Genomic DNA, 26,347 nt, shown 5'->3' on the forward strand with positions numbered 1-26,347 from the left:
GGCGGAGCAATGCTCCGCCTTTCCACGTCTCGCCGCTGAGTGGGGGTTATTCGGCGGCGAGTCGGATGATTTCGGCTTCTTCCTCGTCGTGCTCGTGTTCCTTGTGCTGGATCAGCGGGCGGTTGCCCGACAGCTTGCGAACCATCACGTAGAAGACAGGCGTCATGAAGATGCCGAAGAAGGTGACGCCGATCATGCCCGAGAACACGGCCACACCCATGGCCGCACGCATCTCGGCACCCGCGCCGGTCGAGGTGACCAGCGGGACAACGCCCATGATGAACGCCATGGAAGTCATCAGGATCGGGCGCAAACGCAGGCGGCTTGCCTCGATGGCGGCCTGAACCGGAGTCCGTCCTTCGAATTCCAGCTCGCGGGCGAATTCCACGATCAGGATCGCGTTCTTCGCCGAGAGGCCGACAAGAACCACCAGACCGATCTGCGTGAAGATGTTGTTGTCTCCACCGGTCAGCCAGACGCCTGTCAACGCCGCCAGCACGCCCATCGGTACGATCATGATGATCGCGATCGGCAGGGCAAGGCTCTCATACTGAGCTGCGAGCACGAGGAACACGAGCAGCAGCGCCAGCGGGAAGACGACCACGCCGGAATTACCCGCCAGGATCTGCTGATAGGTCAGATCCGTCCATTCGAAGCTGATGCCCTTCGGCAAGGTCTCGTCGGCGATCTTCTCGATCGCTGCCTGAGCCTGGCCGGAGGAGAAGCCCGGAGCAGGACCGCCGTTGATATCGGCGGAGAGGAAACCGTTATAACGGTTGGTCCGCTCCGGCCCGGTTGTCGCGTTCACCTTCAGGAGAGCGGACAGCGGGATCATCTGGCCCGATGCCGAACGCACCTTCAGCTTGCCGATATCCTCGGGCTGGGCCCGGAACTTGGCATCGGCCTGGACGCGCACGCTGTAGGTGCGGCCGAAGGCGTTGAAGTCGTTGACATAGAGCGAACCGAGATAGATCTGCAGCGTCTCGAAAACATCGGTCACCGGAACGCCCAGCTGTTCCGCCTTCTCACGGTCGAGGTCGGCATAGAGCTGCGGAACATTGATCTGGTAGGCAGAGAAGATGCCCGTCAGCTCAGGCGTCTGGTAGGCCTTGGCAATCATCGCCTTGTTGGCCTCGTCGAGCACCTGATAGCCGAGACCGGCGCGGTCCTCGAGCTGCATCTTGAAGCCACCCGTCGTGCCGAGGCCGTTGACCGGCGGCGGCGGGAACATCGCGATGAAGGCATCCTGGATTGCCGCGAACTTCTGGTTCAGGGACATGGCGATCGCACCGCCCGAAAGCGCCGGCGACTTGCGTTCCTCGAAATCCTTCAGCGTCACGAAGACGATGCCGGCGTTCGAGGAGTTGGTGAAGCCGTTGATCGACAGGCCCGGGAAGGCAATCGCATGCGCGACGCCAGGCTCAGCCATGGCGATATCGCTCATCCGCTTGATGACGTCTTCGGTGCGGTCAAGGCTGGCGGCATCCGGCAGCTGGGCAAAGCCGATCAGATACTGCTTGTCCTGCGCCGGCACGAAACCGCCCGGCACTGCATTGAAGAGCCCGTAGGTCGCGCCTGCCAGCACGACATACACCAGCATGACGATGCTCTTGCGCGACAGCAGGCCGCCGACGCCCTTGCCATAGCCTCGCGAACCGGCGCCAAAGGCCTTGTTGAAGCCACGGAAGAACCAGCCGAAGGCGGCGTCCATGGCGCGTGTCAGCCAGTCACGCTTGGCGTGATGGTCCTGCAGCAGCAGCGAAGCCAGAGCAGGAGACAGCGTCAGCGAGTTGAAGGCCGAAATGACCGTCGAGATCGCAATCGTCAGCGCGAACTGGCGATAGAACTGTCCGGACAGACCGGAGATGAAGGCGAGCGGCACGAAGACCGCGACAAGCACCAGCGCGATCGCGATGATCGGACCGGACACTTCCTTCATGGCCTTGTAGGTGGCAGCCCGTGGGCTGAGCCCGTTTTCGATGTTTCGCTCGACGTTTTCGACAACGACGATCGCGTCATCCACCACGATACCGATCGCCAGCACGAGGCCGAAGAGACTGAGCGCGTTGATCGAGAAACCGAAGACATACATCACCGCGAACGTGCCGATGATCGAGACCGGAACGGCAATCAGCGGGATGATCGAGGCGCGCCATGTCTGCAGGAACAGGATGACGACGATGACGACCAGCGCGATGGCTTCGAGCAGCGTGTCGACGACCTTCTCGATCGACGAACGAACGAACTTCGTCGTGTCATAGACGATCTCGTAGCTGACGCCGTCAGGCATGGCGGTCTTCAGCTCTTCCATCGTCTTCTGGACTTCGTCCGAGATGGTGATGGCGTTCGAACCTGGGGACTGGAAGACCGGGATGGCGACCGCCGGCTTGCCGTCGAGGATCGAGCGCAGCGAGTAATCGGCGGCGCCGAGCTCGATACGGGCGACATCGCGCAGGCGGGTGATCTCGCCGTTCGATCCTGTTTTGACGATGATGTTGCCGAACTGCTCGGGCGTCTGCAGACGGCCCTGCGCATTGACGTTCAGCTGCAGGTCGACGCCCGACAGGCTCGGCGAAGCGCCGATGGTGCCGGCTGCGGCCTGGACGTTCTGGCCACGGATCGCGTTGGTGACATCGCTTGCGGCAAGGCCATGCTCGGCCGCCTTCTGCGGGTCGATCCAGACGCGCATCGAATAGTCGCCCGAACCGAACACCTGCACCTGGCCGACGCCATCGATGCGCGCCAGCCGGTCCTTGATGTTGAGGACGCCATAGTTGCGCAGATAGGTGATGTCGTAGCGGTTGTCAGGCGAGATCAGGTTCACGACCATCATCAGGTCGGGAGAGCTCTTGACCGTCGTGATACCGATGGTCTTCACCTCTTCCGGCAGGCGCGGTTCGGCCTGCGACACGCGGTTCTGGACGAGCTGCTGTGCCTTGTCGGGGTCGGTGCCAAGCTTGAAGGTGACCGTCAGCGTCATGACGCCGTCCGATGTCGCCTGGCTGGACATGTAGAGCATGCCCTCGACGCCGTTGATCTGCTCTTCGAGCGGAGTGGCGACAGTCTGCGCGATGACCTCCGGGTTTGCCCCGGGATAGGTGGCGCGCACGACGATCGATGGCGGAACGACTTCCGGATATTCGGAAATCGGCAGTGAACGCAGGCCAAGCAGGCCTGCGACCACGATGAGGACCGATAGAACTCCGGCGAACACCGGGCGGTCGACAAAAAATCTGGAGAAATTCATTTCAAAGCCCTCTCCGGGATGAAATCGGGATGCAACGACCCTCTCCGGCGGTTGGGATGCCGCCGGTGGGTCAGGTCATTTCGGAATTGCACGGAGCGCCGAAACGCTCCAGATATGTCGGCTTACTGAGCCGTCGCGACTTTCTCTTCCGCCTGCGGGGCAACCACTGCACCCGGACGGATACGCTGCAAGCCATTGACGACGATCTTGTCGCCAACAGTCAGGCCGCTTTCGACGATACGCTGGCCGTCCGCAGACGGACCAAGCTGGACCGGCCGATAGCTGACCTTGTTTTCGGCATCGACGACGAACACGAACTTCTTGTCCTGGTCGGTGCCGATCGCGCGGTCGCTGATCAGGATCTTGTTCTCGGCCTTCGGCTCGCCCATGCGGACGCGGACGAACTGGCCGGGGATCAGCTTGCCACCCGGATTGTCGAAGACGGCGCGAACGCCGATCGTGCCGCTGGCCGCATCAACCTGGTTGTCGATCAACTGCAGCTTGCCCTTGATCGGCGTACCCTGATCGGCGAGCGTGCCGACTTCGACGGGGATCTCTTCGAGCGCAGGCACCGCGCCATCACCAGCAGGAAGCTGGGCAAGTGCATTCGTCACCATCTCTTCGCTGGCATTGAAGCTGGCGTAGATCGGATCGACGGAAACAAGCGTCGTCAGAGCCGGAGATGCACTGCCTTCGGCAACAAGGTTACCTACGGTCACCTCGATCTTGCCGACGCGGCCGGCAACCGGCGCGCGGACCTCGGTGTAGCCGAGCTCAAGCTGGGCCGAGCGAAGCGCCGCCTGAGCGGTGCGAAGACCGGCCTGAGCCTCGGTGAATGCATTCTGCCGCTGGTCGAAATCGCTCTGCGAAATCGTCTTGTTGTCAGAAAGCCGGCGGCCGCGCTCGAGTTCGATCTGAGCAAGATTGACCTTGGCCTCGGCAGAGGCGGTCTGTCCTTCAGCCTGCGAAACCGCCGCCTGGTAGGGCTCCGGATCGATGGTGAAGAGCAGATCGCCGGCCTTCACCAGTGCGCCCTCGCGGAAGTGGACGGACTGGACGGCGCCGGCCACGCGTGAACGGACCTGCACGCGATCGACGGCCTCGAGCCGTCCCGAAAACTCCTGCCAGGTCGTGACATCACGGCTGGCGACGACGGCAACGGTCACCGGCACAGCGGGAGCCTGCGCAGGTGTGGAAGCCGCCGTTGCAGTCGCGCTCATCGGCAGTTCGAAAAAGATGGCTGCGGCCGAAACGGACGCAGCAACGCTCAGACCGGCGCCCACAAGGGCCCAGCGCTTTTTACTGGACGTCATTGGTACTCTCCTTACGGCCTTCTCTCAGTGGCCGAATTCAATCAGTTCGTCTTCAATGCAATAGGTTGGCTGCTAATTTCTTGAACGAAGCTCTCGAACTGATCCGTGATCGTCTGTTGCCAGTTCGGCGCTTGTTCGCACTTCCCGCCATAAAGCAACGGCCAGCCTGCCCCGGCGGGGAGGACATTCCGGCGAACTGGAACACCAGCCTGTGTCAGGCGATCGGCGTAACCGACGGTCTCGTCGTGTAGCGGATCATCCTCGGCCGTCAGAACAAGTGCCGGCGCGACCCCTGAAATACGCGAACAGAGGCACGGCGCAGCATAGGGATGGCAACCACCGCCGCTGAGGTAATGGCTCCAGCCCTCGGCCCAACGTTGACGCATGCCGATGCCATCCGCCTTGCGGATCGACGACGTGCCCATGAAAGGATCGAGCAGGGGCGAAATCAGAACCTGACCATTCAGCGCATCCGCATAATGGTCGCGCGCCTTGAAGGCGACGCCGGCAGCAATATTGCCGCCCGCTTCCTCGCCGGCCACGATCAGGAGCGAATTACGGTCGCCGATGCCGGATGCGCGCTTGTTGGCGAGATAGGAAAAGATCGAGTAACCGACCTCGAGCGGCTTCGGAAAGACGTTGCCGAGCGGCGCGTTGTAGTCGGGGACCGCAACGATGGCCCCGGCTTTCGCCAGGCACTCGGCAACCACATTGTCTCTGACGCCGGATTGCAGGAAAGCGCCGCCGTGGAAGAACAACACGATCGGCGAACCCTTGCCAAACTCGGCGCCCTGATAGACGCGTGTCGAAACGGGGCCGGTGGCCACCTTTTCAAACACGATATCTTTCACCTGCACCGTCATTGTTTCGGACTCTCGTTTCACCGACATAACGTATTGCGAGCCACGGCCGCTTGCAATTTCTGAAAAAAAGATATTGTTATTCCCCCGACGGAATAAGAAGCTTCGTAGCGATTACACTATTCCGAATTTCGAACAATACCGCAGTGCAACCTGCTTAGGTGATTTCCGATGGACCAGCTCTCGGCAATGCGCGCCTTCATCCGCGTCGTAGAGACGGGCAATTTCACACGGGCCGCCGACACACTCGCCATGCCCAAGGCGACGGTGACCAATCTCATACAGGGGCTTGAGGCGCATCTGCACACCAAGCTTCTCAACCGCACCACCCGCCGCGTCATGGTGACGACAGACGGCGCACTCTATTACGAGCGAGCGGCGCAGATCGTCTCCGAACTCGCGGAGCTGGATGGCAGCCTATCGAACTCGCAAGGCCTGCCGACCGGCCGCTTGCGGGTCGAAATGGCTGGCGCCTTTGCCGACTGGATCGTCATCCCGGCGCTCTGTGACTTTTACCAGAAGTTCCCCGATATCCGCATCGACCTCGGCGTCGGTGACCGCACCGTCGACTATCTGGCGGAAAACGTCGATTGCGCTCTCCGCGCGGGTACGCCCGCCGATCAGTCGCTGATCGCAAGACGGGTGTCGGAGGTGGACCTCATCACCTGCGCGGCGCCCCTCTATGTCGAGAAGTTCGGCAAGCCGGAGCGGCCGGAAGATCTTGAAAATTCACACTATTCTGTGAGCTATTTTCGTGCACAGACCAACCGGACGGTTCCCTTCGAGTTCCGCAAGGACAACGAGGATCTGGAGATCAATCCACGCTATCTGGTCTCGGTCAACGACAGCCGGACGTTCGTCAACGCGGCTTTGAACGGGCTTGGAATCGCGCAACTGCCGCGCTTCATGATCCGCGACGAGCTAGCCAAGGGAAGCCTCGTGGAGCTTCTTCCTGAGTGGAGCCGCGAACCACTGCCGCTCTACATCGTCTATCCGCCGAACCGCCACCTCAGCAACAAGGTGCGCGTCTTCGTCGACTGGCTGGTGAAGCTGCTCTCGGATGCGAAGCTGAATGATCCATGACGCAGTTGCGGCCCGGAAGGGGGTTCCTTCGACGGGCCGCAACTGTCTATCATAAAATTCCTTTCAGACCCTGCCGCGTCACCAGGGAAATGGCTCGGCCGGTATCTGAGGTTGGCGCCAGGACTTGGAGGTCTTCCAGTCGCCTTTACAGCGCTAATATAAGCCTGCTTTTTGCCGTTTGTTAAGTGCTGATTCGTGCATAAAAGGTTCGCAAAAACGGAACAATGGCAGGTATCACGGTTTAGTGAACGGCGGGCTTGAGCAAATCCTCCAGGCCGATGCGCCGGAACATCTCGGCGCGAACCCGATCGGCAACACCATTGACCACCTCCGCACCATCTTCCGACGGATCGATATGCGTACGGAACGGACGCTTGCCGAAAGGCATGGCGATGACCTTCGCGATCGCAGTTGCAACGGCACCCGCATCCGCGTCGGCAGGTTCGAGTGCGGCAAGTCCCCGCAGCGCCTGCTCCGGCACACCCTTGTAGGGTCCGTCGTTGTATTCGGCAGCGCGCGCCGCGTCAGCCGGCGAGCCGGAATGCGCGAAGTGGTTGGTACCCTTGGTAAAGGCCCCGGGCACGATGATCGCGGTCTCTATGCCCCAGCGGGCAAGCTCCGACGCGTAAGAGACGGCAAGCGAGTCCATCGCCGCCTTTGCCGCGAAATAGGGTGCGAGATAGGGAGGCGTGCCGCCACGCGTGCTGGATGAAGACACCCAGACGACGAGCCCCTTGCCGCGCTTGCGCATATGGGGAAGCACGGCGCGGTTCACCCGCTGCGTCGACAACACGTTGATGTCGAACAATTCGGCATATTGCTCCGGCGTGAATGCCTCTGCCGGTCCGAAGGACATGTGACCGGCGTTGTGGATGATCACATCCAGCCTGCCCGCCTCTTCGAGCACCTTCGCAATGCCGGCTTCGATGGATGCGTCCGAGACGACATCGAGTTCGACCGAGCGGAGATCGACATTGTTGTCCCGCGAGAACGCCGCAATGTCCCCGACAGCCTTTGCGTTGCGGCCGGCCGTATCGCGAATGCCGGCGTAAACGACATGCCCTTCCCTGGCGAGCGTGCGGGCGGTGAGAGCACCGAAGCCGCTGGATGCGCCTGTTATGACGATGACCTGCTTTTCCATTGTTCCGTTCCTTCGAATAATGACTGGTAAGGTCTGATGTTGGAGAGTGGACGGCGGGGCAAACCCGCCGCTGCAAGGCTGGAAATCAGATGATGCCGCCGTTGGCGCGCAGCACCTGGCCGTTGATCCAGGAGCCGTCCGGGCCTGCCAGGAACGAAACGGAAGCGGCGATATCCTCAGGCGTTCCCAAGCGCTCCAGCGGGTTCATCTTGGCCATGCGGGCGATCAACTCATCCGACTTGCCGTCGAGGAAAAGGTCGGTTGCCGTCGGTCCCGGAGCCACGGCATTCACGGTGATGTCGCGACCGCGCATTTCCTTCGACATGATCGCCGTCAGCGTCTCGACGGCCGCCTTGGTCGCGGCGTAGACACCGTAGTTTTCAAGCTTCAGCCCGACGACGCTCGTCGAAAAGTTGATGATGCGGCCGCCGTTGCGCAGACGCTTTGCAGCCTCCCGCAGAGTGTTGAAGGTGCCCTTCAAGTTGACGCTGACCTGACGGTCAAAATTCGCATCGTCGGCATCGGCAATCGACGCGAGCTGCATGATGCCCGCATTGTTGACCAGCACATCCACGCCACCGAAGGCAGCTTCCGCAGCGTCGAACATGCGGCGGACGGCTGCGGGATCGCTGACATCGGCCTGAGCCGTCAGCGCCCTGCCCCCATTTTGCTCGATCTTCTCGACCAGAGCTTCGGCAAGTGCGGCGTTGCCGGCATAGTTGACGACGACGGTGAAACCGTCCTTTGCGAGCCGTTCGGCGATTGCTGCGCCGATGCCTCTCGATGCACCCGTCACCAGTGCGACCTTGTTTTCGTTGCTGCTCATTGTCTTTCTCCTTCGATCGATGCGGCTTTCCGCGTTTTCGATGAGAAGAAGATGCCCCTTTTCGAATGGCGGATAATCGGTCATTATTCGGTATCACTATCCGGATATAGCGAACAGATAATATGGACCGATTTGATGCCATGCGGGTGTTTTCCCGCATTGTGGAAAGGCGGAGCTTCACGCTCGCCGCCGAGGACACCGGCCTGCCGCGCTCGACTGTCACGGATGCGGTCAAGCAGCTGGAGTCCCGCCTCGGCGTGAGATTGCTGCAGAGAACGACACGCCATGTCAGCCCGACACTCGACGGCGAAGCCTACTATCAGCGCTGCCTTTCCATCTTGGCCGATATCGAGGATGCCGAAGGAGCCTTCGCCGGAGCCAAGCCAAAGGGAATGCTGCGCGTCGACGTGCACGGCACCCTTGCCCGCCATTTCGTGCTGCCAAGCCTGCCGTCCTTCCTCGAGACCTATCCGGATATCGAGTTCTACATGAGTGAGGGGGATCGGCTGGTCGACCTTGTCCGCGAGGGCATAGATTGCGTGTTGCGCGTGGGCATTCCACAGGACAGCGACATGGTGGCGAGACGGGTTGCCATGCTGGAAGAGATCACACTCGCGTCTCCCGGCTACCTTGAGAAACATGGCGTGCCCGAAAATCCCGACAGGCTCGACGGTCATCGCATGGTGGGCTTCCGCTCGACCGCGACGGGCGGTGTCCTTCCCCTGGAGTTCCTTGTCGGCGGCAATATCCGCAACGTCACCCTGCCCGCTACGGTCACCGTCAACGCTGCCGAAAGCTACATGTCGGCGGCCCGGCTCGGCCTCGGTCTCATTCAGGTGCCGCGATACCACGCGGAGAAAGACCTGGCTGATGGTACGCTGACCCACGTACTTCCGGATTTTCCGCTGACCGAGACACCTGTCTCCCTTCTCTATCCCCGAAACAGGCAGCTTTCTCCGCGCGTTCGCGTTTTCATCGATTGGCTGGTGAAGGTCTTTGCTCGACAATCCTAGCGAAAAGCGTTTGAGTTGGAGCAACTGTCAGAACCGGGAGATTTCCATGGCCATCACAGACGTCACCGTACATCCGAAGGACGGCAGCTTCGTTGTCATCTTTACGGATCAATCCGGCAACAACATATCGGTCACGCTTTATGCGGCGGCCTCTCCCGGCCTGACGAGCGACAACGCGATCACCCGCGCCAGGGCTCTGCTTTCAGCAACGCTGCAGAGTTCGCAGGTCGACGGCGCCCGCGGCAAGGATGCCGCACTTCTGGAAGAGGAACTCGAAGAAGGTCTCGAGGACACTTTCCCAGCCAGCGATCCCGTGTCAGTCACCGGATCCTCTATTCCCGCGCACGACCCCAAGGTCGGCCACTAGTACCCAAGGGATGGAGAGCCTGAAGCAGATGACCCATGCCGCCGGTGCGATCGGCGCCGCTCCCCTTGCCGGCCCGGATCTCACGCGCTTTTTCGAGCGCGATGCGATTGTCGTTGCGCGGGACTTGCTTGGCTGCCATCTGCGCGTCGGCGATGTCGGCGGTCGGATAACCGAGACCGAAGCCTATTTCCCCGACGACGAAGCCTCGCATGCCTTCCGCGGTCCGACACCGCGCAACCGCGCCATGTTCGGCAAACCGGGCAACGTCTACATCTACCGTATCTACGGCATGCATTGGTGCGTGAACTTCGTCTGCACGACGGGCTCCGCGGTGCTGATCCGCGCACTCGAGCCGGAAGCCGGCATCGCGACCATGATCGAACGCCGCAACAACGATAAGCTCACGCAGCTCTGCAGCGGCCCTGGCAAGCTCTGCCAGGCGCTCGGCATCGATCTGTCCCTGAACGACAGGCTCCTCGACGAGCCGCCCTTCTCGATCGCCCCTTCCGCCCCCGTCGAGATTGTCACCGGCAAACGCATCGGCATAACGAAAAATGCCGAAGCACCTTGGCGCTTCGGCATCTCCGGATCTCGTTATCTCAGCAAACCGTTTCGCTGAGCATCATTCCATGACGGCGCTGTGGTCCATCACCGGCGCTACCTTCGGCTTGCGCAGCAGCAGCGCAAGCGGAATGACCGCGAGCGACATCAGCATCAGCAGCTTGAAATCGTCGATATAGGCGATGATCGTCGACTGCAGCGTGATCACTTCGTTGAGCGCCGCGCGACCGGCTGCGGTCAGCGGGTTCATCCCCTGTGCCGCCGTTGCCTCGAAGGCGCGGTTGAACGGCGTCACATAAGCGGCGATGTTCTCATGGTTGACCTGTGCGTTCTCCACCAGCAGCGCCGAAACGATCGAGATACCAACGCTCGAACCGATGTTACGCGACAGGTTGTAAAGACCGGTGCCGTCGCCGCGCATGTGCGCAGGCAGCGTCGAAAAGGCGATCGTCGTCAGCGGCACGAACAGGAAGCCAAGCCCAGCGCCCTGAATGAATCCGACGGATACGATCGTCCACTGCGAAACATCGGGCGTCCAGCCGGTCATGTCGTACATAGCCCAGGCCGTCAGCCCGAGGCCCAGCACCAACAGCAGGCGCGTATCGACCTTGCCGATCAGCTTGCCGACGATGAACATGCAAAGCATCGTGCCAAGCCCGCGCGGCCCCATGACGATACCCGCGGTGATGACGGGATAGCCCATCAGTGTCTGCAGATAGGGAGTCATCAGCGCCAGCGAGGCGAGATAGGTAATGCCGATCACGAAGATGAAGAGCATGCTCACCGCGAAATTCCGATCGAGGAACAGCCGGGGATTCACGAAGGACTTTTCGGTCGTCAGCGTGTGCACGATCAGCAGGTAGAAAGCGGCGGCACAGATGATCGCCTCGATGACGATCTCGCCCGATGCGAACCAGTTGAGCTGTTCGCCGCGATCGAGAAAGAGCTGAAGCGACGCGATACCGAGACTCATCATCCCGAAGCCGAACCAGTCGAGCTTCGCCAGCGCGTCCAGCTTCGTTTCGGTGACGTAGATCACGATGCCGGCAAACGCCAGCGCGCCGATCGGGATGTTGATGTAGAACACCCAGCGCCAGCTGATGTTATCGGTCAGCCAGCCGCCGATGACAGGTCCCAAGACCGGCCCGACCATGACCGAGACGCCAAATAAGGCCATGGCCGAGCCGCGCTCCTCGGCACTATAGATGTCGAGGAGGATGCCCTGAGAGAGAGGAACCAGAGACGCGCCGAACAGGCCCTGCAACAGGCGGAAGGCGACGATCTGGTTCAGCGATTGTGCAAGGCCGCAGAGGACGGAAGCGAAGACGAAGCCGGCGATAGCCGCCAGCAGCACCCGCTTGCGCCCGAACTTGGCCGCGAGAAAGCCCGACGGCGGCGTCATGATCGCAGCCGCCACGATGTAGGAGGTCAGCACCCAGTTGATCTGGTCGGCGCTCGCCGAAACGCTGCCCTGGATATAGGGCAGCGCGACGTTGGCGATCGTCGTATCCAGCGCCTGCATGATGACGGCGAGAATGACGCAGGCCGTGATCGCGCCGCGATTGGCAACCGGGGTGGCCGGAGATGATGCAGCGTTACTCATGGTCCTTGCCGCCCGAGCGGCCCAAAAGCTTGGAAACGAAATCCGGAAGACCGCGGGCGCGACCGGTATCAACGTCGACCACCGTGCTCATGCCGACGCGAAGCGGCGGCTTGCCGGCAGCGTCATCGATGCTTACACGCATCGGAATGCGCTGCACGACCTTCACCCAGTTGCCCGTCGTGTTCTGCGCCGGCAGCAGCGAGAAGCTTGAACCGGAGGCCGGGCTGATGCTCTCGACCTTGCCCTTCCACTCCACGCCAGGATAGGTATCGACATAGATCGTCACCGGCTGGCCGGGCTTCACATAGGTGAGCTCGGTTTCCTTCGGGCTCGCCGCAATCCAGAGATTGTTGCCGGATACCAGCGAGAACGCCTGCGTGGAGGCCGCAAGGTAGGAGCCCGGCTGCAGTGAGTTGACGTTCGTCACAATACCGTCGAACGGCGCCTTGACGACGCTGTGGTCGAGTTGGCGCTGAGCGTCGTCGACCTTCGCCTTGGCCTCGAGGTAAAGCGGGTTCTGGTCCACCGGCTGATCGGCATTGCCGCCGAGCTGTGCCAGCGTCGCGGCCGCTTCGACCTTGGCAACGGCGACCTTCTGGTGGCCGGCGTCGAGATTGTGCTTGGCCTGATCATAGGCGGTCCGCGTCGCGGCAGAGCTGTTCAGCAGGCTCTGCTGGCGATCGAACTCGGTCTGATAGTAGGGAATGTCGGCTTCCGCCTGCGTGATCTCGGCAAGCGACTGCTGGTAGCTGGCCTGCATATTCAGGATCTGGTTACGCACCGCGCCAAGCTGCGCCTCGGCGCCTTCAAGCGCAATCTTGAAGGCATCCTGCTGCAGGCTGAAGAGCACCTGGCCCTTCTTCACCGCCTCGTTCTCATGCACGTTGATCTGGTCGACGATACCGGAAACGTCGGTCGTCAGCCCCACCATGTCAGCCTGAATATAGGCATTGTCGGTCGACATGATCTGACCGCCATTGACATAATAATATCCGCCGACGACGAGCGCGATCGGCAGCAGGGCGAAGAGAACGGGCCGCGTGAGACTGCGCCGGCGGCGGACCTTGGTGCCGCCGGGCGCAGCCACTGCGGTGGCGGGCGCTGAATTGGATGAAGGCGCTTCGGCCACCGTTTCCTCGCGGGGAAAGGCCTCGTTTTCTTCAACTGGGTTCTTGGCATTTGCGTCTGCAACGACGCGCAGGGAGGACTTGTCAGCCATGGTTGGTCTCGTTTTCGGCCAGGGGGTCCGGCACGCATTCACTAGGTTGGTTTTCATCAAGGACAGTATTTCGAACAGCTGCTCGCGCTCCTCGGCGGACATGCCATCCAATGCTTCGCCGCGTGTCAGGTCGCCGATGTCCCGCATCGTCCCCATCAGCGGACGAGCCTCGTCCCGCAGATAGAGCAGCCAGATGCGGCGATCGGTCGGATGCTGCCGGCGCTCGATAAGCCCACGATCCGCGAGCTTGTCGAGAATACGAACAAGTGTGATCGGCTCGATCTCAAGCATCTCAGCCAATCCGCCCTGATGGATCCCCTCTGTTGGCGAGGTAGGCCAGCGTCTGCCACTGCGATCGCGTCAGGCCGAGGCAGCGCGCACGCTGCTCGAAACGCTTGCGAAGCAAGCGCGCGATGTCGTGCAGCAGGAAACCGAGGGTCGGATTGTCGTTCATTGATATCTGCGCCAATCATAAGCACACTTATAATGTGCTCAGATATATTAAGCGTGTGCAGCGCACAAGTACGTCGGCTACAGATTCATGCAACGCGACCAAAATGCCGCAGCGCTGTGCACCAACGTCCAGGATGTCTGGCGGTCCGGATGGACGCACGCATTGATTTCCCAGCTCCACAGAATTGCAACCATCCGGCATTTGCATTTTGCAACGGAGGCCGTTTATATACCTTCTACAGATACTTACAGCCGCTCGCGCCGGTCATCACGCGATACTGCACCAGTAAGAATGCAAGTGCATCTCGGGTCTCGCATAACGACACTCGCGCCGACAGCAGCAGACATGCGGATGAAGCCCTACTCATCCGAACCAGCAGCCTATGAACAATTTGACTTCTTCGACCTGAAAGCGGCATGCGCCGCCTTAACCGGAGGACTGCGATGCTTTCCCTGCTTCGACACGCTTTGGTGCTTGGCGCTGCGGTCTTGCTGCCCGTTGCGGGCGCTCTTGCCCAGGGAGCCCCAGCCCCCCTCCAGTCACCGTCGCCAAGCCCGTCGTACGCGATGTCGTCGACAACGACGAATTCATCGGTCGCTTCGAACCGGTGGACGAGGTCTCTGTCCGTTCCCGTGTCGGCGGCTACCTGCAGGAAGTGGCTTTCACAGACGGCGCCATAGTCAAGCAGGGCGACCTGCTTTTCGTTATCGATCAGCGGCCCTTCATCACGACATTGAACGAGGCAAACGCCGCGCTCGAAGTGGCCAAGTCCACCCTCACCTACGCCGATGCGCAATTCAAACGCGCCGAGTCATTGGCCACGAGCGGTAGTCAGTCTGTCTCGATCCTCGACGACCGTCGCCGCGAATGGCTTTCAGCACAGGCAAACGTCCGCGGCGCTCAGGCTACAGCCGATCGCGCCGCTCTCGATATGGAGTACACCAAGATCACGGCACCCTTGAGCGGTCGTATCGATCGCCGCCTGATCTCGGTCGGAAACCTGGTCCAGGCCGACCAATCGATTCTGACGACGATCGTTTCCCTCGACCCAATCGACTTCTACTTCGATGTCGATGAGCGCCGGCTGCTGAATTTCGCCGAGACTGCGCGCCAGAAAGGCCAGGTCCTTCAAGAGGGCGGTGGCGGCGTCGACGTGAGCGTGACGATCAGCGATCCAAACGCCAAGCCCTTCATGGGCAAGCTCGACTTTGCCGAGAACAGGATCGACAACCAGAGCGGCACGATCCGGCTGCGCGCTCGCTTCGCCAACCCGGATCTCGTCCTTCAGCCCGGCCTGTTCGGACGCATCCAGGTCGAGGCCTCCAACACCTACAAAGCTGTCCTCGTCCCTGACGAAGCAATCGGCTCCGACCAGAATGAGCGCGTCGTCTATGTGGTCGGCCCCGACGGCAAGGTTTCGACCATGCCGGTGCGACCGGGTCCGCGGCTCTATGGCTACCGGGTCATTCGCGAGGGTCTGGACGGCACCGAGACGATCGTCGTCAATGGCCTGATGCGCGTCCGGCCCGGCGCAGCGATCACGCCGAAGATGATAGAACTGCCGCAGGAACGGCGTGATACGCCGCCCGATTCCGCCGTCACGGAGAGCGGACAATGAGATTTGCCCATTTCTTCGTGGACCGGCCGATCTTCGCGGCCGTCATCTCGATCGTCTTCCTCGTTGTCGGCAGCATTGCCTACACGCAATTGCCGGTCGCGCAGTATCCGGAGATCGCGCCGCCAACGATCGTGGTGCGGACGTCCTATCCGGGCGCCGATCCGCAGACGATCGCGGACACCGTCTCGACGCCGCTTGAGCAGCAGATCAACGGCGTCGAGGACATGCTCTACATGTCCTCCTATTCCAGCGCCGATGGCGCCATGTCGCTGACGATCACCTTCAAGCTGGGCACCGATCTGGACAAGGTGCAGGTTCTTGTCCAGAACCGCGTTTCGATCGCCCTGCCCCGCCTTCCCGAAGAAGTGCAGCGGCTCGGCGTCACCACCGACAAGAGCTCGCCAGACCTGATGATGGTCGTGCATCTGCTGTCGCCCTCGCATCGCTACGACCAGCTTTACGTCTCGAACTACGCGCGAAACCGAATCCGCGACACCCTGGTTCGCCTCGATGGCGTTGGTGACGTGCAGATCTTCGGTGAACGCCAATATTCGATGCGAATCTGGCTCGATCCGGAAAAGCTCTCTGCCTACCAGATGACATCGGATGACGTCGTCTCGGCGCTTCGTGACCAGAACGTCCAGGTGTCGGGCGGCAAGATCGGCGCGCCGCCGGTCACCGGCAAGAATGCGTTTGAATATACGGTGCGAACCGAAGGGCGCTTTTCCGATGTCCGTCAGTTTCGATACGTCATCGTCAAATCAACCGACAGCGGCCGGCTGGTCGCGTTGCAGGATGTCGCCCGTATCGAACTCGGCGCACAGGACTACGTTACCAACAGCTATCTGAACAACGATCCGGCCGTTGCCCTCGGCGTCTTCGCCCGTCCCGGAACCAATGCGCTGGATACCGCGCATCAGGTTCAGACGCTCATGAAGGACGTCGCGAAGAATTTTCCGCCCGGATTGGAGTATCGGATCGTCTACGACACGACCGAGTTCATCTCGGATTCGATTTCGGAGGTCTATCGAACCATCGCCGAAGCCGCGATTCTGGTGGCGATTGTCGTCCTTGTTTTCCTGCAATCCTGGCGAACGGCGATCATTCCCATCGTTGCGATACCGGTATCGTTGATCGGCACCTTTGCGGTGCTGCTAGCCTTCGGCTTCTCGCTCAACATGCTGACCTTGTTCGGCCTCGTGCTCGCGATCGGTATCGTGGTCGACGATGCGATCGTCGTGGTGGAAAACGTCGAGCGCAATCTGGCGCGCGGCATGACGCCGAAGGAAGCTTCTCACGTCACCATGGATGAAGTCGGCACCGCAGTCGTTGCGATTTCGTTGGTCCTTATCGCCGTGTTCGTGCCGACTGCCTTCATTCCCGGCATATCCGGCCAGTTCTACCGGCAGTTCGCCGTCACGATCTCGGTGACCACGGCGATCTCGGCGCTGAACTCACTGACGCTTTCACCGGCGCTGGCGGGGATCCTGTTGAGGAGCCATGACCACGAGGCCAAACGTGCCAGCATCGCGACGCGTTTTGTGCGCGGGCTGGCCAACGGCTTCAATCACAGCTTCGATCGAATGAGTGCCGGCTACTCCTGGATCATCCGGCATCTCGTCAGCAGTTGGGTTGGTCTTACCGCCTCACTGCTGGTCTTCGCGGGATTGCTCGGCGCAACCTGGTTCATGGGCACAAAGGTCCCGTCAGGGTTCATTCCGACGATGGACCAGGGCTACGCGATCATTGTCGTACAGCTTCCGGACGGCGCATCGCTGGCGCGTACGGATGCCGTCGTCAAGCAGGTCGGCGACATTGCCCGACAAGTTCCCGGCGTCGGCAATGCCGTGCAGTTCGCGGGCTTCAGCGGTGCGACCTTCACGAATGCCTCGAATGCCGGTGTCGTCTTCGTCCCGTTCAAGTCGTTCGCGGAGCGAGAGGAAGGCGGCGAGACCGCCAACAAGATCATTGGCGAGCTGTACGGCAAGCTGCAGAATATCCAGGAAGCCTTCATCATCGCTATCCCGCCACCATCTGTGCGTGGCGTCGGTAACTCCGGCGGCTTCAAGATGCAGATCTCGGATCTTGATAACGCGGACATGACCCGGGTGCTCGGCCTCGCGCGCCAGATGATGGGTGCAGCGGCCACGACACCAGGACTGACCGGCGTCTTCACGACATTCTCGGATGCCAGCCCGCAATACTATCTCGCGATCGACCGCGACAAGGCTCGCTTCCTGAATGTGCCGATCCCCAACATCTTCAACGCCCTGTCGATCAACCTCGGCGTTTCCTACGTCAACGATTTCAATGCGTTCGGCCGCGTGTACCAGGTCCGGGCGCAGGCCGACCGGCAGTATAGAATGGACAGGGAAGACATCCTCGCGCTGAAGGTCCGCTCGGCGACCGGTGCGCTTGTGCCCCTCGGAACCCTGATGGAAATTCAGGATGCGAGCGGCCCAACCCTTGTCCAGCGTTACAACATGTATGTCTCTGTGCCGCTGCAAGGAAACCCGACCCCCGGCACCTCGACCGGCGATGCCATCAAGAAGATGGAAGCGCTGGCGGCGCAGATCCTGCCACAGGGAACCACGTTCGAATGGACGGAGTTGGCTTACCAGGAAACGCACACCGGAAACACGGCGATCTACATATTCATCCTGTCGGTCGTCTTTGTTTTCCTGGCGCTCGCGGCTCAATACGAAAGCTGGGTGTTGCCGCTGGCGATCATCCTCATCGTCCCGCTTGCCGTGCTGGCGGCTCTGATCGGTGTCTGGCTGAGAGGAATGGACAATAACGTCCTCACGCAGATCGGTCTGATCGTGCTGATCGGCCTTGCCGCGAAGAACGCCATCCTGATCGTCGAATTCGCACGGCAGGCCGAGGAGGAAGGGAAGTCACCGGTGGAGGCTGCCGTCGAGGCCAGCCACCTTCGCCTCCGCCCGATCCTGATGACGGCGTTCGCCTTTATCTTCGGCGTGCTGCCGCTCGCGATCGCCACCGGCCCCGGCGCCGAAATGCGTCAATCATTGGGGACGGCCGTCTTCTCCGGGATGCTTGGCGTAACGATCTTCGGCCTGTTCCTGACGCCAGTCTTCTATGTCGTCCTGCGTGGCCGCCGGAAAAAGCCTGCTTCGCACCCTGACGACGCTGCCGCAACCGAGAACGCGGCGTCCGAAACCGCCTCATGAGGCCCGCCGCGCGAGTTCGGCATTCTTTGAACTCGCGCGAGAAATGATCCGCCTGAAGGGTTTCTCCACAAACTCGTAGGCAACGGCCCCGAGGAACGTGCCGCCAATGACGGCCGCTCCAATGGTGGTCGTGGCTGACAGCCCGAGCAGGCCCGCGCCTTTTACGATCACCGAGATCGCAAGCGTGTGCCAGAGATAGATCGAATAGGACGCATCGCCGAGATAGGTCAGCAACGGCACGCGACCGATGCTGCCGTCGGCCTCGAGAGACACCATGCCGTAGACAAGCGCCATCGCGAGCGGCCCGCAGATCGTCTCATCGAATTCGGCCCCCATCAGGAAGATCGCTGCGAAGCCGGAGAGCGAAGCCCCCACGCAAGCAAGACCAAGGCTGGTGCCCGCGATCCATCGGCGAAGCCAAAGCTCGGCGAGCATAACGCCGCCGAGGAATTCGAGAATGATCGGACGCGTGTAGGTATAAAGCGCCGGTGAAGTCGGATGTATCAAAACGCCGATCAGGAAAAAGCCGCCGAAGACCACGCAGAGGAACGCCAGCCTAAGGTGTCTGGGCAGGAATAGGGCTCCAGCAAAGATCGCGTAGAAGAACATCTCGAAGTTCAGCGTCCATCCCTGGACAAGCACCGGCCAGATTTCTCCGCTGCTCGGCGAACGCATGGGAATGAAGAACAGCGATGCGAAGATGTGCTCGGCCGTCAGCTGCAGATTGGGGAAGAGCCCAGCCATCGCCCCCGCGATCATGACCGCCGTCACCAGCCAATAGGACGGAGCGATGCGTTTGACGCGATCAAGAAGGAAGCCCTGGGGCGTGATCGGCCGGCGGTCGCTGATGACCCACATGATGAAGCCGCTGATGACGAAGAACACGTCAACGCCCGCAGCGCCGATCGCGAAATGCTCGCCCGCCCTTTCCGCCGCATGAAACACGACGACAGCGAAAGCGGCAAACGCGCGCAGATATTGGATGCCGTAAAGAGTTTTCATCCGGGAACCTCAAGCGGCCGGTCAATCCCGGCCGAAAACTACGAAATGATGTAAGCTGCTATGACAGAACCGGCTCTGACGGTCGTTGTCGCCGCCAGATTCCGGGGGCGGGAACGCGAGACGAGGTCGCGAGTTTTCCGGCCGTAAAATAGAAGAGGAATGTTCCGACGTTGTACGGCGTCAGGATATCGATCTCCACGAAGGAGCGGATCGTCAGAAGCACGGCGATCGAAAACAGCAGGTAGGATTCGTCGTTCCTGAAATCTTCGATGAACCGCCGCAGATGGCCCCACAATATCCTGAGCAGCGTTAGCGCAAGCGTGAGCACCCCGGCGAGGCCCAGTTCCACCGCGGTCTCGATATAGGTATTGTGGAAATGGAAGCCGCTGCGCGAGCCGATGAAGAACTCCTCCCACAGCCGTTCCGGCTCGGAAAAGCCCTGAACCCAATAGGCCTGATAGCCTACGCCGAAAATGGGGTTCTGACCTGCGGCCTCGATACCCTGCTGCCAGAGATAGGTTCTGCCGGTCAGGGTGGAATCCTTGCCGAAAATCCCGAGCACGGCATCCACGGCACCGAGATAAACCCCTGCGACGGCAAGAACGATGACCGCCACACCGCCCCCGATGATCAGCAGCTTGCGATGGCCAGGCGCAAGCTCGAGAACGACGCGCAACCCCATGACCAGCCCCAGGACGACGACAGTGGTGAGCACCGATGTCGCCGACTGGCAGACGGCAAGGCAATAGGCCGAGAGCAGGCCGACAACGCCCGCCGCCATCATCCAAATTCGACGCTCGCCGAAAATAAATACCGCCGAGAAGCAGACGAGCAGCCCGAGAGAGGCATAGAATCCAAGCTGGTTTTTGGAGGCGAAGGCTCCAACGAAGCTGAAGGTCCCGTCGAGCGGATCGTATTCGTAGTAGCCGAACAGGACGGAATAAACGAGAACGATCCCGACGCCCGCGACCATCCCGAGCGTCAAGGTGCGAACGTCGAGTACCCTGACGGCAATCAGCGCGCAGATGACCTGCGTCAGATACTGGATGCTGGCGCGGAGCGAGACACTCGGAACCGCCGACCAGAAGACAGAAAGGAAGGCAAGCGTCGCAAAGGCGAAAAGCCAGAGATAACGACTGTAGCTGCCGAGCACCTTGCGGTAATCGACCGCGATCAGAGGCAGCCAGAGCGCATAGTAAAGCAGGATCGCTGCCTGCCCGAACCTGATCGAGTAGGCGAAACAGAACAGCGATAGTGCCACGGCCGGAATCGCATACATCGCGTTCCTGCCCGGCTGGATAAGAGCCGACTTTGCGATACGCATGCTGCCTCGTTATCTCATATACAGTCCGGCGGTGACCTTGATCAGATCGCCGGGCTGCAGTGCGGTGTTTTCCTGAACCGGAATTTCCTGCGGCTTTCCATCGACTTCACGAATGATGGAATAGGCAATGCTTGCCGCACCACTGGTGTTGTCGAACCGCGCTGCGTCGGTCGATTGCGTCAGGGCTTCGGACATCAGCGAGTTGCTGGTCTGAAGTTTCAGATCGAGTTCGTCGAGCTGTGCTTCGGTGCTCTGCAGCTCCTGGGCCAGCTGTGCGTCCCAATCGTTCCGCAGCGTGATCTCGTCCTGGTTGGCCTTGCTGATGTCCTGCTTGGCCTTCAGCGAATTGGTATCGATATCGAGAAGTGTCGCCTCGATGTCGGCGGCGCGCTGCTCGGCGGCCATCTTACGGGCGCTGAGCGCGAGGCCCTTTTCGGCAAGATCCTCGACCTTGTCACGGTCCTCAGTCGCAAGCTGCAACTGGCGGCTTTGCGTTTCCGTTTTCTTGCCGAGCGTTTCGACTTCGCTCTGCAGCAGTGCCCTGAGATCGTCGAGCGCCTGCAGCTGCAGCGTCAGTCGCTTCTTGCGCGACTTCATCAGCGCCGTTTCGCTGGCGACCAGAGCCTTTGCCTCAGGCTTGTCCTGAAGTTCCTTCGGTGTTTCGAAGCTCTCCTGATCGGCAGCCTCGGCCTTCAGTCGAGCCTGCTTCACCAGCAGACGAGCGCGATCCGCCATGTAAACGACAGCATCGCCCTTGGCATTGATGAAATCGCGGGCAAAGCGCTGGCCGGCATCCGCACGACGCAGACCGCCGGCAAGGCTCACCGCCTTGACGACGGAAAGGTTGGGGGCGAACGGATATTCTCCCGGTTTCTCCACGTCGCCGGACAGATAGACCGGCCGGTATTCCGACAGTTCGACGGAGGCGGACGGCCTATCTTTCAAGGCAAATTGCTTCTGCAGTGCTACGCCGATTTCCTGGGCGATGGCATCCGTCGTCTTTCCGGAGGCAGGCATGTCGCCCACGAACGGAATCGAGATGCTCCCTGAGGGTCCGACGGTATAGTCCCCGCTTACGACCGACCAGTCCCTTATCGTCCCATCCGCCGTTTGCCATTCGGCAACGCGAATCTTGAGCTTGTCCATGACCCCAAGGCGGTAATCATCCGCACTGGCGATGGACGAAGAAAGCAAGACGCCAGTCAATCCGGCGACCAGCATGATGCCCGATTGCAAAGCGCGCTTTCGGCCAGCTCTGCTCTCGATGAAGCAATCTTTCATGAATTTCCCCGTGTTTCGGCACGACTCGGCCAGGCCATGTCGTGCAGTGGCTCGGTGGTAGAAGAAGAATCCGCTTAGTAGCTGCCGCGTTGAGCGCAGACGGCCGGGATAGTGCGAGCGATGATCACGACATCCCGAACCAGAGACCAGTTCTCGACATAGTGGGTATCGAAGGCAACGCGTGCCGCATAGGAAACGTCGTTGCGTCCGCTGATCTGCCAGAGGCCGGTAAGCCCCGGGCGTGACTGCAGGTAGTAGACCGCAGCATGCTCGTACATTTCAAGCTCGTCGCGCACGACAGGTCGTGGGCCAACGATGCTCATCTCGCCGCGAATGATGTTGAAGAGCTGTGGCAGCTCATCAAGGCTCAGCTTGCGCAGTACGGTACCGACGGCAGTTACCCTCGGGTCGTTCTGCAGCTTTCGCGTGCTGCGCCATTCATCCATGGCCTGCGGATTGTTACGCAGGTAGTCCTGCAGAACCCTGTCGCCATCCGTCACCATGGTGCGGAACTTCAGGCAACGGAATTCCTGGCCGTTATGGCCGATACGGCGATGCCCGTAGAAGGCCGGACCTTTGTCCGAGAGCTTCACCAGCAACATCACCATCAGAAGGATCGGGCTCAGAAGAAGGAGCCCGAGGCAGGCGGCGGACACGTCAAATGCCCGTTTTGCGAAACCGCCCGTGGGCGGGAACACGCGTTCATGAACTGCGCCATAGAATGGCGAACTGTCCGATCTCGTCGCAGACTTCATAGAGGTAACTCCACTTATGTTTGCCGTTTGGTCGGGTAGGCTCAGGCCGCTTATCTGGCGCTGACGAGATCGAAGTGTATGAGCGGATTTTGTTTTTTTAAGCCACATTTTTAAGACCGACCGTTTCACGCATGTTTTACGACCGTTCATTCAGCATTTTATTTCTTCAGCACATGCTTAAACATATTTAAAGCTGGGGTTGTCTTTTGAAAAAATTACAACGCCGCTGAATAAAACTTTCGCCAATCTCTGTAGCACTCAAAGATACTGAAGGTTATGTTGTTGCGATGCATCGTTGCGAAGTCATGGCAATCGTGAATTGCTTCTGTTGGAACGACCAATTTAATCTTTGCAACGCCCGATTTATTGCATCGCAACACGGATTTTGCGCCGCACTCACAAATCGTTTTAAATTAAAACTTTGTAATAAAAGTTGAACGCAAAACCGTTCTGAGAGCGTCGTGGACAGGTCGATTAAGGCAAAACATCTGCGTGTATTGTCAAATTCACCACAACCAGAAGAAATAACCGATCCTTAATCATCTTTCGGCTTTTCCGAGGTTGCCATACTGGTCAGTGGCATTTTTACCAGTCCTCGGAACAAACGATTAAGATCACGCTTGTACTACCGACGCCGCGACGCAAAAAACGACGCCAGTGCTTCAGTTGTACGCAGAAGTCCTGTAAAACAGAACCGCACTAATAGCCTGGTGAAGCGATTGCGTCCGGTGAAAGTTCATTGAGCAACGCTTCGATGGGGAGGCAACACATGTATGCACCTCGCGTTTTTATCAGCATGCTCGGCGCCCTCGGCGTTTTTGCTGTGGCGACGTACTGGCTGAGCGGCTCTCTTTCCGGAATGATCATCAAGACCGTGATCTGCGCGATTCTCTTGCAGGCCGGATACTTCGGTGGCGTGCTCTATCTCGTCTGGAAGGAAAGCAGGGAACGTCGCGCGCGCCAGCCGTCTCAAAACCGTGGCGAAGAGCCTGAAAAGCTTTCGGTAACGCCTTTCAAAAACTCCGAACCTTTCAATCGCTGAGCCTTCTGACGCGTATTGCGTCTCGCACGTCGGATCGGCGTCCGCCGACCGTATCGTAACATGAAGTGACTCCTTCTGCGTTGTCTGCCGCGCTCCGACGTCCTAGTTCTTGGGCGAAACAACGGAGGTAAAGCGTGGCTCCAACGGCTAATATTTGCGTCATCATCGCCGCCAAGAACGCGGCCGACACCATTGAAACCGCTGTAATATCTGCACTGCGCGAGCCCGAAGTGGCCGAGGTCGTGGTCGTAGACGACGGGTCGAACGACGGTACGGCGGAGGCGGCCAAACGCGCAGACGATGCCACCGGCCGGCTGATTGTTGCCCGATTCGAACAGAACAAAGGGCCATCCGCAGCCCGCAATCATGCAATCGAAATCTCGTCCGCACCGCTGATCGCAATCCTCGACGCCGACGATTTCTTCTTTGCCGGACGCTTCCAGCGCATGATCGCCGCTGACGATTGGGAGTTCGTTGCCGACAACATCGCCTTTGTCGATGCGGACACTGCCGCCGAAGCCCCTCGCCATCTCGACGCTTTTGCCGAGAACCCTCGCTTTTTCGATCTGGCCGCCTTCGTCGAAGGCAACATCTCGAAACGCGGTGTCCGGCGCGGCGAGATCGGCTTCCTCAAGCCGGTCATGCGCCGCAGCTTCCTGAACCAGCATGGCTTGCGCTACCGCGAAGAGATGCGGCTCGGCGAGGATTACGATCTCTACATCCGGGCTCTGGCTCTGGGTGCGCGTTACAAGATCATCCATAGCTGCGGCTACGGCGCCGTGGTTCGAGGCGACTCGCTCAGCGGACGTCACCGCACGGAAGATCTGCGCCGGCTCTACGAAGCCGACCGCGCGCTTCTGGACACTCATACGCTGACGCCGGATGCAAAGGCAGCCGTCAGCCGGCACGAAAAGCATGTGCGCGATAAATACGAGCTGCGCCATTTCCTCGACCTCAAGGCGCAGAACGGCCCGGCGGCGGCTCTGGCCTATCTTGTCGGGCACCCGACCGCCTTCCCGGCGATCGCCGGCGGCATCCTTGCCGACAAGACGGAACGGTGGCGCAATCCCTCCGGTGTCTCGGCGACTGCGGGAAGCGGACGCCTGAGATACCTTCTCGAGGCGACAGCCGCCTAGGAAGGCGACTTCACAAGTTTTCCGGCGGCAAGTTCAAGCGCGCTCTGCAGAAGACGCGGATCCTGGAAGGCCCAACGCGCCAGCAGTCCGAAATCGGGGCGGCGGCGCCGTCGAAGCAGGCCCACCTGGCTCCACAGAGCCTGCCGCCGGGTCGTGCTCTTGTGCGCCTTGATTGCGGCGATCTCGCGCGGCCGGCTGCGGAAGCGGCTCTCAAGCCGATCGAGCGCCATCCAGGTGATGAATTGCTGTTTCAGGAATTCCGGCGACGTGTTGTCGACGCCGTGGAAGATGTTGATCCCCTCCCCGCGCAGCGCCCCGGCATCGGCGCAGAGCAGCACCCTGCGGGCAGCCAGAATGCAATCGCAGAAGAAGAGGACATCTTCGGCCGCCAGCCGCAGAGCCGCGTCGAAGCGCACCGTTTCGATCAGCGGACGCCCGATCACCATGCAGGACATATGCAGGAAGGCCCAGTTGCCGATCATCACGCCGGCTATATCGGGGACTTCGAGAATGAGCGGACCATCCATCAGGCGCTTCGCACCCTCGATCTGCTCAAGCGCCCCGATCCCGAAGTGATAGTCGAATTCCTCCCCACCTTCGATCGACGCCCAATAGCAATCGCCGCCGAGCGTCCCCGTGGCCGCAAGAGCGTTCTGGAGATGATCGGGCGCCCAGACATCGTCCGAATCGAGAAAGGCGACATACCGAGTGGCAGCCGGGACATGATCGAGCCCCGTATTGCGCGCCCCCCCGGGCCAGCGTTCGGCTGGCTGATAACCGTGATGCGCTCGCGCTCCGACAACGGCAGCGGTTTCAGTTCGTCGGAAGGCGCGTATGGCGACTGATCGTCGACAACGATGACATCGAAATCCTGGAAACTCTGCGCAAAGGCAGATGCCAAGGCGCGGCGGAGGATACCGTCCTCGCGCTGGTAGAAAGGAATGATGATCGTGAACGTCGCCATGCGCTCTCCCTGAAGGGTTCGAGTTATCTGCTGCTGCATCTAGTCGGCGCGATCCCGCGGACAAGCTGCTGCAGTGCGAAAGCATCAGGGTCATTTCGTCCGAATTTTGTCAAAGTCTCCGGACTCGGCGACGGAGGCCGCCTGTATCAAAACAATCCTGCCCAACGCCGATTTCCACATTCTGGCCACAATCGGCACAGCTTGGCCGCCCATCGATGCGGATATTTTTCACCAACGCGGAAAAACTTTTAGCGTGTTCGGCCTCGGCAAAAACGCTAACCAAATGAATATAATCGATTTCTGCAATACACTGGTCACCATGGCTTTGCGGACACTCCGAGACGCGC

At 60.4% G+C, this 26,347-nt stretch carries 19 protein-coding genes and 2 pseudogenes; 8 read left to right on the forward strand and 13 right to left on the reverse strand.

Annotation, left to right across the window (positions count from 1 at the left end):
• Nucleotides 1-46: 46 nt before the first annotated feature.
• From FZ934_RS11620 to FZ934_RS11630, 3 genes are all read right to left on the reverse strand, one after another.
• Complete coding sequence (locus tag FZ934_RS11620; protein WP_153271189.1) at nt 47-3,247, reverse strand: efflux RND transporter permease subunit; 3,201 nt, start codon at nt 3,245-3,247, stop codon at nt 47-49.
• A gap of 122 nt (nt 3,248-3,369) precedes the next feature.
• Entirely contained in the window at nt 3,370-4,560 is a 1,191-nt protein-coding gene (locus tag FZ934_RS11625; protein ID WP_153271190.1) for an efflux RND transporter periplasmic adaptor subunit, read from the reverse strand.
• A gap of 41 nt (nt 4,561-4,601) precedes the next feature.
• Nucleotides 4,602-5,423, reverse strand: coding sequence for an alpha/beta hydrolase fold domain-containing protein (locus FZ934_RS11630; protein ID WP_153271191.1), 822 nt, complete (start codon nt 5,421-5,423; stop codon nt 4,602-4,604).
• 168 nt (nt 5,424-5,591) lie between these two features.
• Between FZ934_RS11630 and FZ934_RS11635 the strand changes: the two genes are divergently transcribed.
• Nucleotides 5,592-6,503, forward strand: a complete 912-nt coding sequence (locus tag FZ934_RS11635; protein ID WP_153271192.1) for a LysR family transcriptional regulator — start codon at nt 5,592-5,594, stop codon at nt 6,501-6,503.
• Between the two features lie 241 nt (nt 6,504-6,744).
• Here FZ934_RS11635 and FZ934_RS11640 read toward each other — a convergent pair whose 3' ends face one another.
• A complete protein-coding gene (locus FZ934_RS11640; protein ID WP_153271193.1) occupies nt 6,745-7,644 on the reverse strand; it encodes an SDR family oxidoreductase in 900 nt (299 codons plus the stop codon).
• Between the two features lie 85 nt (nt 7,645-7,729).
• Nucleotides 7,730-8,470, reverse strand: coding sequence for an SDR family oxidoreductase (locus tag FZ934_RS11645; RefSeq protein WP_153271194.1), 741 nt, complete (start codon nt 8,468-8,470; stop codon nt 7,730-7,732).
• A 122-nt stretch (nt 8,471-8,592) separates the two neighbouring features.
• Here FZ934_RS11645 and FZ934_RS11650 point away from each other — a divergent pair, with 122 nt between their 5' ends.
• From FZ934_RS11650 to FZ934_RS11660, 3 genes are read left to right on the forward strand one after another with little or no spacing between them, the layout of a single operon-like run.
• Nucleotides 8,593-9,483 carry a LysR family transcriptional regulator gene (locus FZ934_RS11650; RefSeq protein WP_153271195.1) on the forward strand — a complete coding sequence of 297 codons (891 nt, stop codon included), beginning with the start codon at nt 8,593-8,595 and terminating at the stop codon, nt 9,481-9,483.
• Between the two features lie 46 nt (nt 9,484-9,529).
• Nucleotides 9,530-9,850, forward strand: coding sequence for a hypothetical protein (locus FZ934_RS11655; protein ID WP_153271196.1), 321 nt, complete (start codon nt 9,530-9,532; stop codon nt 9,848-9,850).
• 28 nt (nt 9,851-9,878) lie between these two features.
• On the forward strand, nt 9,879-10,469 hold the full coding sequence (locus FZ934_RS11660; RefSeq protein WP_153271197.1) for a DNA-3-methyladenine glycosylase: 591 nt from the start codon (nt 9,879-9,881) through the stop codon (nt 10,467-10,469).
• A gap of 3 nt (nt 10,470-10,472) precedes the next feature.
• Here FZ934_RS11660 and FZ934_RS11665 read toward each other — a convergent pair whose 3' ends face one another.
• Genes FZ934_RS11665 through FZ934_RS28120 form a run of 3 tightly spaced genes read right to left on the reverse strand, consistent with a single transcriptional unit; the run spans nt 10,473 to nt 13,687 of the window.
• Nucleotides 10,473-12,014 (reverse strand): DHA2 family efflux MFS transporter permease subunit, encoded by a 1,542-nt coding sequence (locus FZ934_RS11665; protein ID WP_113360400.1) that lies wholly within the window; start codon nt 12,012-12,014, stop codon nt 10,473-10,475.
• Nucleotides 12,007-13,524 (reverse strand): HlyD family efflux transporter periplasmic adaptor subunit, encoded by a 1,518-nt coding sequence (locus FZ934_RS11670; RefSeq protein ID WP_246737789.1) that lies wholly within the window; start codon nt 13,522-13,524, stop codon nt 12,007-12,009. The genes FZ934_RS11665 and FZ934_RS11670 overlap by 8 nt, the downstream gene beginning before the upstream one ends.
• Nucleotide 13,525: 1 nt before the next feature.
• The gene (locus FZ934_RS28120; RefSeq protein ID WP_246737790.1) at nt 13,526-13,687 is read right to left on the reverse strand and encodes a hypothetical protein; all 162 of its coding nucleotides are present in this window, start codon (nt 13,685-13,687) and stop codon (nt 13,526-13,528) included.
• Nucleotides 13,688-14,130: 443 nt separating this feature from the next.
• Here FZ934_RS28120 and FZ934_RS11680 point away from each other — a divergent pair.
• Both FZ934_RS11680 and FZ934_RS11685 read left to right on the forward strand, forming a co-directional pair.
• Nucleotides 14,131-15,305: pseudogene (locus tag FZ934_RS11680) on the forward strand (efflux RND transporter periplasmic adaptor subunit).
• Complete coding sequence (locus tag FZ934_RS11685; protein ID WP_153271199.1) at nt 15,302-18,496, forward strand: efflux RND transporter permease subunit; 3,195 nt, start codon at nt 15,302-15,304, stop codon at nt 18,494-18,496. The pseudogene FZ934_RS11680 and the gene FZ934_RS11685 overlap by 4 nt, the downstream one beginning before the upstream one ends.
• On the opposite strand, the gene FZ934_RS11690 is transcribed toward FZ934_RS11685, so the two are convergent.
• The 4 genes from FZ934_RS11690 to FZ934_RS11705 form a co-directional block, all read right to left on the reverse strand.
• Complete coding sequence (locus tag FZ934_RS11690) at nt 18,491-19,498, reverse strand: acyltransferase family protein (RefSeq protein ID WP_153271200.1); 1,008 nt, start codon at nt 19,496-19,498, stop codon at nt 18,491-18,493. The two genes, FZ934_RS11685 and FZ934_RS11690, sit on opposite strands and share 6 nt — an antisense overlap.
• Before the next feature lie 58 nt (nt 19,499-19,556).
• Nucleotides 19,557-20,822 carry an O-antigen ligase family protein gene (locus tag FZ934_RS11695; protein WP_153271201.1) on the reverse strand — a complete coding sequence of 422 codons (1,266 nt, stop codon included), beginning with the start codon at nt 20,820-20,822 and terminating at the stop codon, nt 19,557-19,559.
• 9 nt (nt 20,823-20,831) lie between these two features.
• Nucleotides 20,832-22,043, reverse strand: a complete 1,212-nt coding sequence (locus FZ934_RS11700; RefSeq protein WP_246737888.1) for a polysaccharide biosynthesis/export family protein — start codon at nt 22,041-22,043, stop codon at nt 20,832-20,834.
• A 134-nt stretch (nt 22,044-22,177) separates the two neighbouring features.
• Nucleotides 22,178-22,858, reverse strand: a complete 681-nt coding sequence (locus FZ934_RS11705; RefSeq protein ID WP_153271203.1) for a sugar transferase — start codon at nt 22,856-22,858, stop codon at nt 22,178-22,180.
• Between the two features lie 769 nt (nt 22,859-23,627).
• On the opposite strand from FZ934_RS11705, the gene FZ934_RS11710 reads away from it, so the two are divergent.
• Together FZ934_RS11710 and FZ934_RS11715 are read left to right on the forward strand one after the other, a co-directional pair.
• Nucleotides 23,628-23,900 (forward strand): exopolysaccharide production repressor protein, encoded by a 273-nt coding sequence (locus FZ934_RS11710; RefSeq protein ID WP_153271204.1) that lies wholly within the window; start codon nt 23,628-23,630, stop codon nt 23,898-23,900.
• Between the two features lie 134 nt (nt 23,901-24,034).
• The gene (locus FZ934_RS11715) at nt 24,035-25,036 is read left to right on the forward strand and encodes a glycosyltransferase family 2 protein (RefSeq protein WP_153271205.1); all 1,002 of its coding nucleotides are present in this window, start codon (nt 24,035-24,037) and stop codon (nt 25,034-25,036) included.
• On the opposite strand, the pseudogene FZ934_RS11720 reads toward FZ934_RS11715, so the two are convergent.
• Nucleotides 25,033-26,000, reverse strand: a pseudogene (locus FZ934_RS11720) (glycosyltransferase family 2 protein). The gene FZ934_RS11715 and the pseudogene FZ934_RS11720 sit on opposite strands and share 4 nt — an antisense overlap.
• Nucleotides 26,001-26,347 lie beyond the last annotated feature (347 nt).

The organism is Rhizobium grahamii (genome assembly GCF_009498215.1).
Classification (GTDB): Bacteria; Pseudomonadota; Alphaproteobacteria; order Rhizobiales; family Rhizobiaceae; genus Rhizobium; species Rhizobium grahamii_A.

Excerpts from the sequence above, each read along its gene's own strand:
- FZ934_RS11620 (WP_153271189.1), bottom strand. The coding sequence starts at position 3,247 with ATGAATTTCTCCAGATTTTTTGTCGACCGCCCGGTGTTCGCCGGAGTT.
- FZ934_RS11625 (WP_153271190.1), bottom strand. The coding sequence starts at position 4,560 with ATGACGTCCAGTAAAAAGCGCTGGGCCCTTGTGGGCGCCGGTCTGAGC.
- FZ934_RS11630 (WP_153271191.1), bottom strand. The coding sequence starts at position 5,423 with ATGACGGTGCAGGTGAAAGATATCGTGTTTGAAAAGGTGGCCACCGGC.
- FZ934_RS11635 (WP_153271192.1), top strand. The coding sequence starts at position 5,592 with ATGGACCAGCTCTCGGCAATGCGCGCCTTCATCCGCGTCGTAGAGACG.
- FZ934_RS11640 (WP_153271193.1), bottom strand. The coding sequence starts at position 7,644 with ATGGAAAAGCAGGTCATCGTCATAACAGGCGCATCCAGCGGCTTCGGT.
- FZ934_RS11645 (WP_153271194.1), bottom strand. The coding sequence starts at position 8,470 with ATGAGCAGCAACGAAAACAAGGTCGCACTGGTGACGGGTGCATCGAGA.
- FZ934_RS11650 (WP_153271195.1), top strand. The coding sequence starts at position 8,593 with ATGGACCGATTTGATGCCATGCGGGTGTTTTCCCGCATTGTGGAAAGG.
- FZ934_RS11655 (WP_153271196.1), top strand. The coding sequence starts at position 9,530 with ATGGCCATCACAGACGTCACCGTACATCCGAAGGACGGCAGCTTCGTT.
- FZ934_RS11660 (WP_153271197.1), top strand. The coding sequence starts at position 9,879 with ATGACCCATGCCGCCGGTGCGATCGGCGCCGCTCCCCTTGCCGGCCCG.
- FZ934_RS11665 (WP_113360400.1), bottom strand. The coding sequence starts at position 12,014 with ATGAGTAACGCTGCATCATCTCCGGCCACCCCGGTTGCCAATCGCGGC.
- FZ934_RS11670 (WP_246737789.1), bottom strand. The coding sequence starts at position 13,524 with ATGCTTGAGATCGAGCCGATCACACTTGTTCGTATTCTCGACAAGCTC.
- FZ934_RS28120 (WP_246737790.1), bottom strand. The coding sequence starts at position 13,687 with ATGAACGACAATCCGACCCTCGGTTTCCTGCTGCACGACATCGCGCGC.
- FZ934_RS11685 (WP_153271199.1), top strand. The coding sequence starts at position 15,302 with ATGAGATTTGCCCATTTCTTCGTGGACCGGCCGATCTTCGCGGCCGTC.
- FZ934_RS11690 (WP_153271200.1), bottom strand. The coding sequence starts at position 19,498 with ATGAAAACTCTTTACGGCATCCAATATCTGCGCGCGTTTGCCGCTTTC.
- FZ934_RS11695 (WP_153271201.1), bottom strand. The coding sequence starts at position 20,822 with ATGCGTATCGCAAAGTCGGCTCTTATCCAGCCGGGCAGGAACGCGATG.
- FZ934_RS11700 (WP_246737888.1), bottom strand. The coding sequence starts at position 22,043 with ATGCTGGTCGCCGGATTGACTGGCGTCTTGCTTTCTTCGTCCATCGCC.
- FZ934_RS11705 (WP_153271203.1), bottom strand. The coding sequence starts at position 22,858 with ATGAAGTCTGCGACGAGATCGGACAGTTCGCCATTCTATGGCGCAGTT.
- FZ934_RS11710 (WP_153271204.1), top strand. The coding sequence starts at position 23,628 with ATGTATGCACCTCGCGTTTTTATCAGCATGCTCGGCGCCCTCGGCGTT.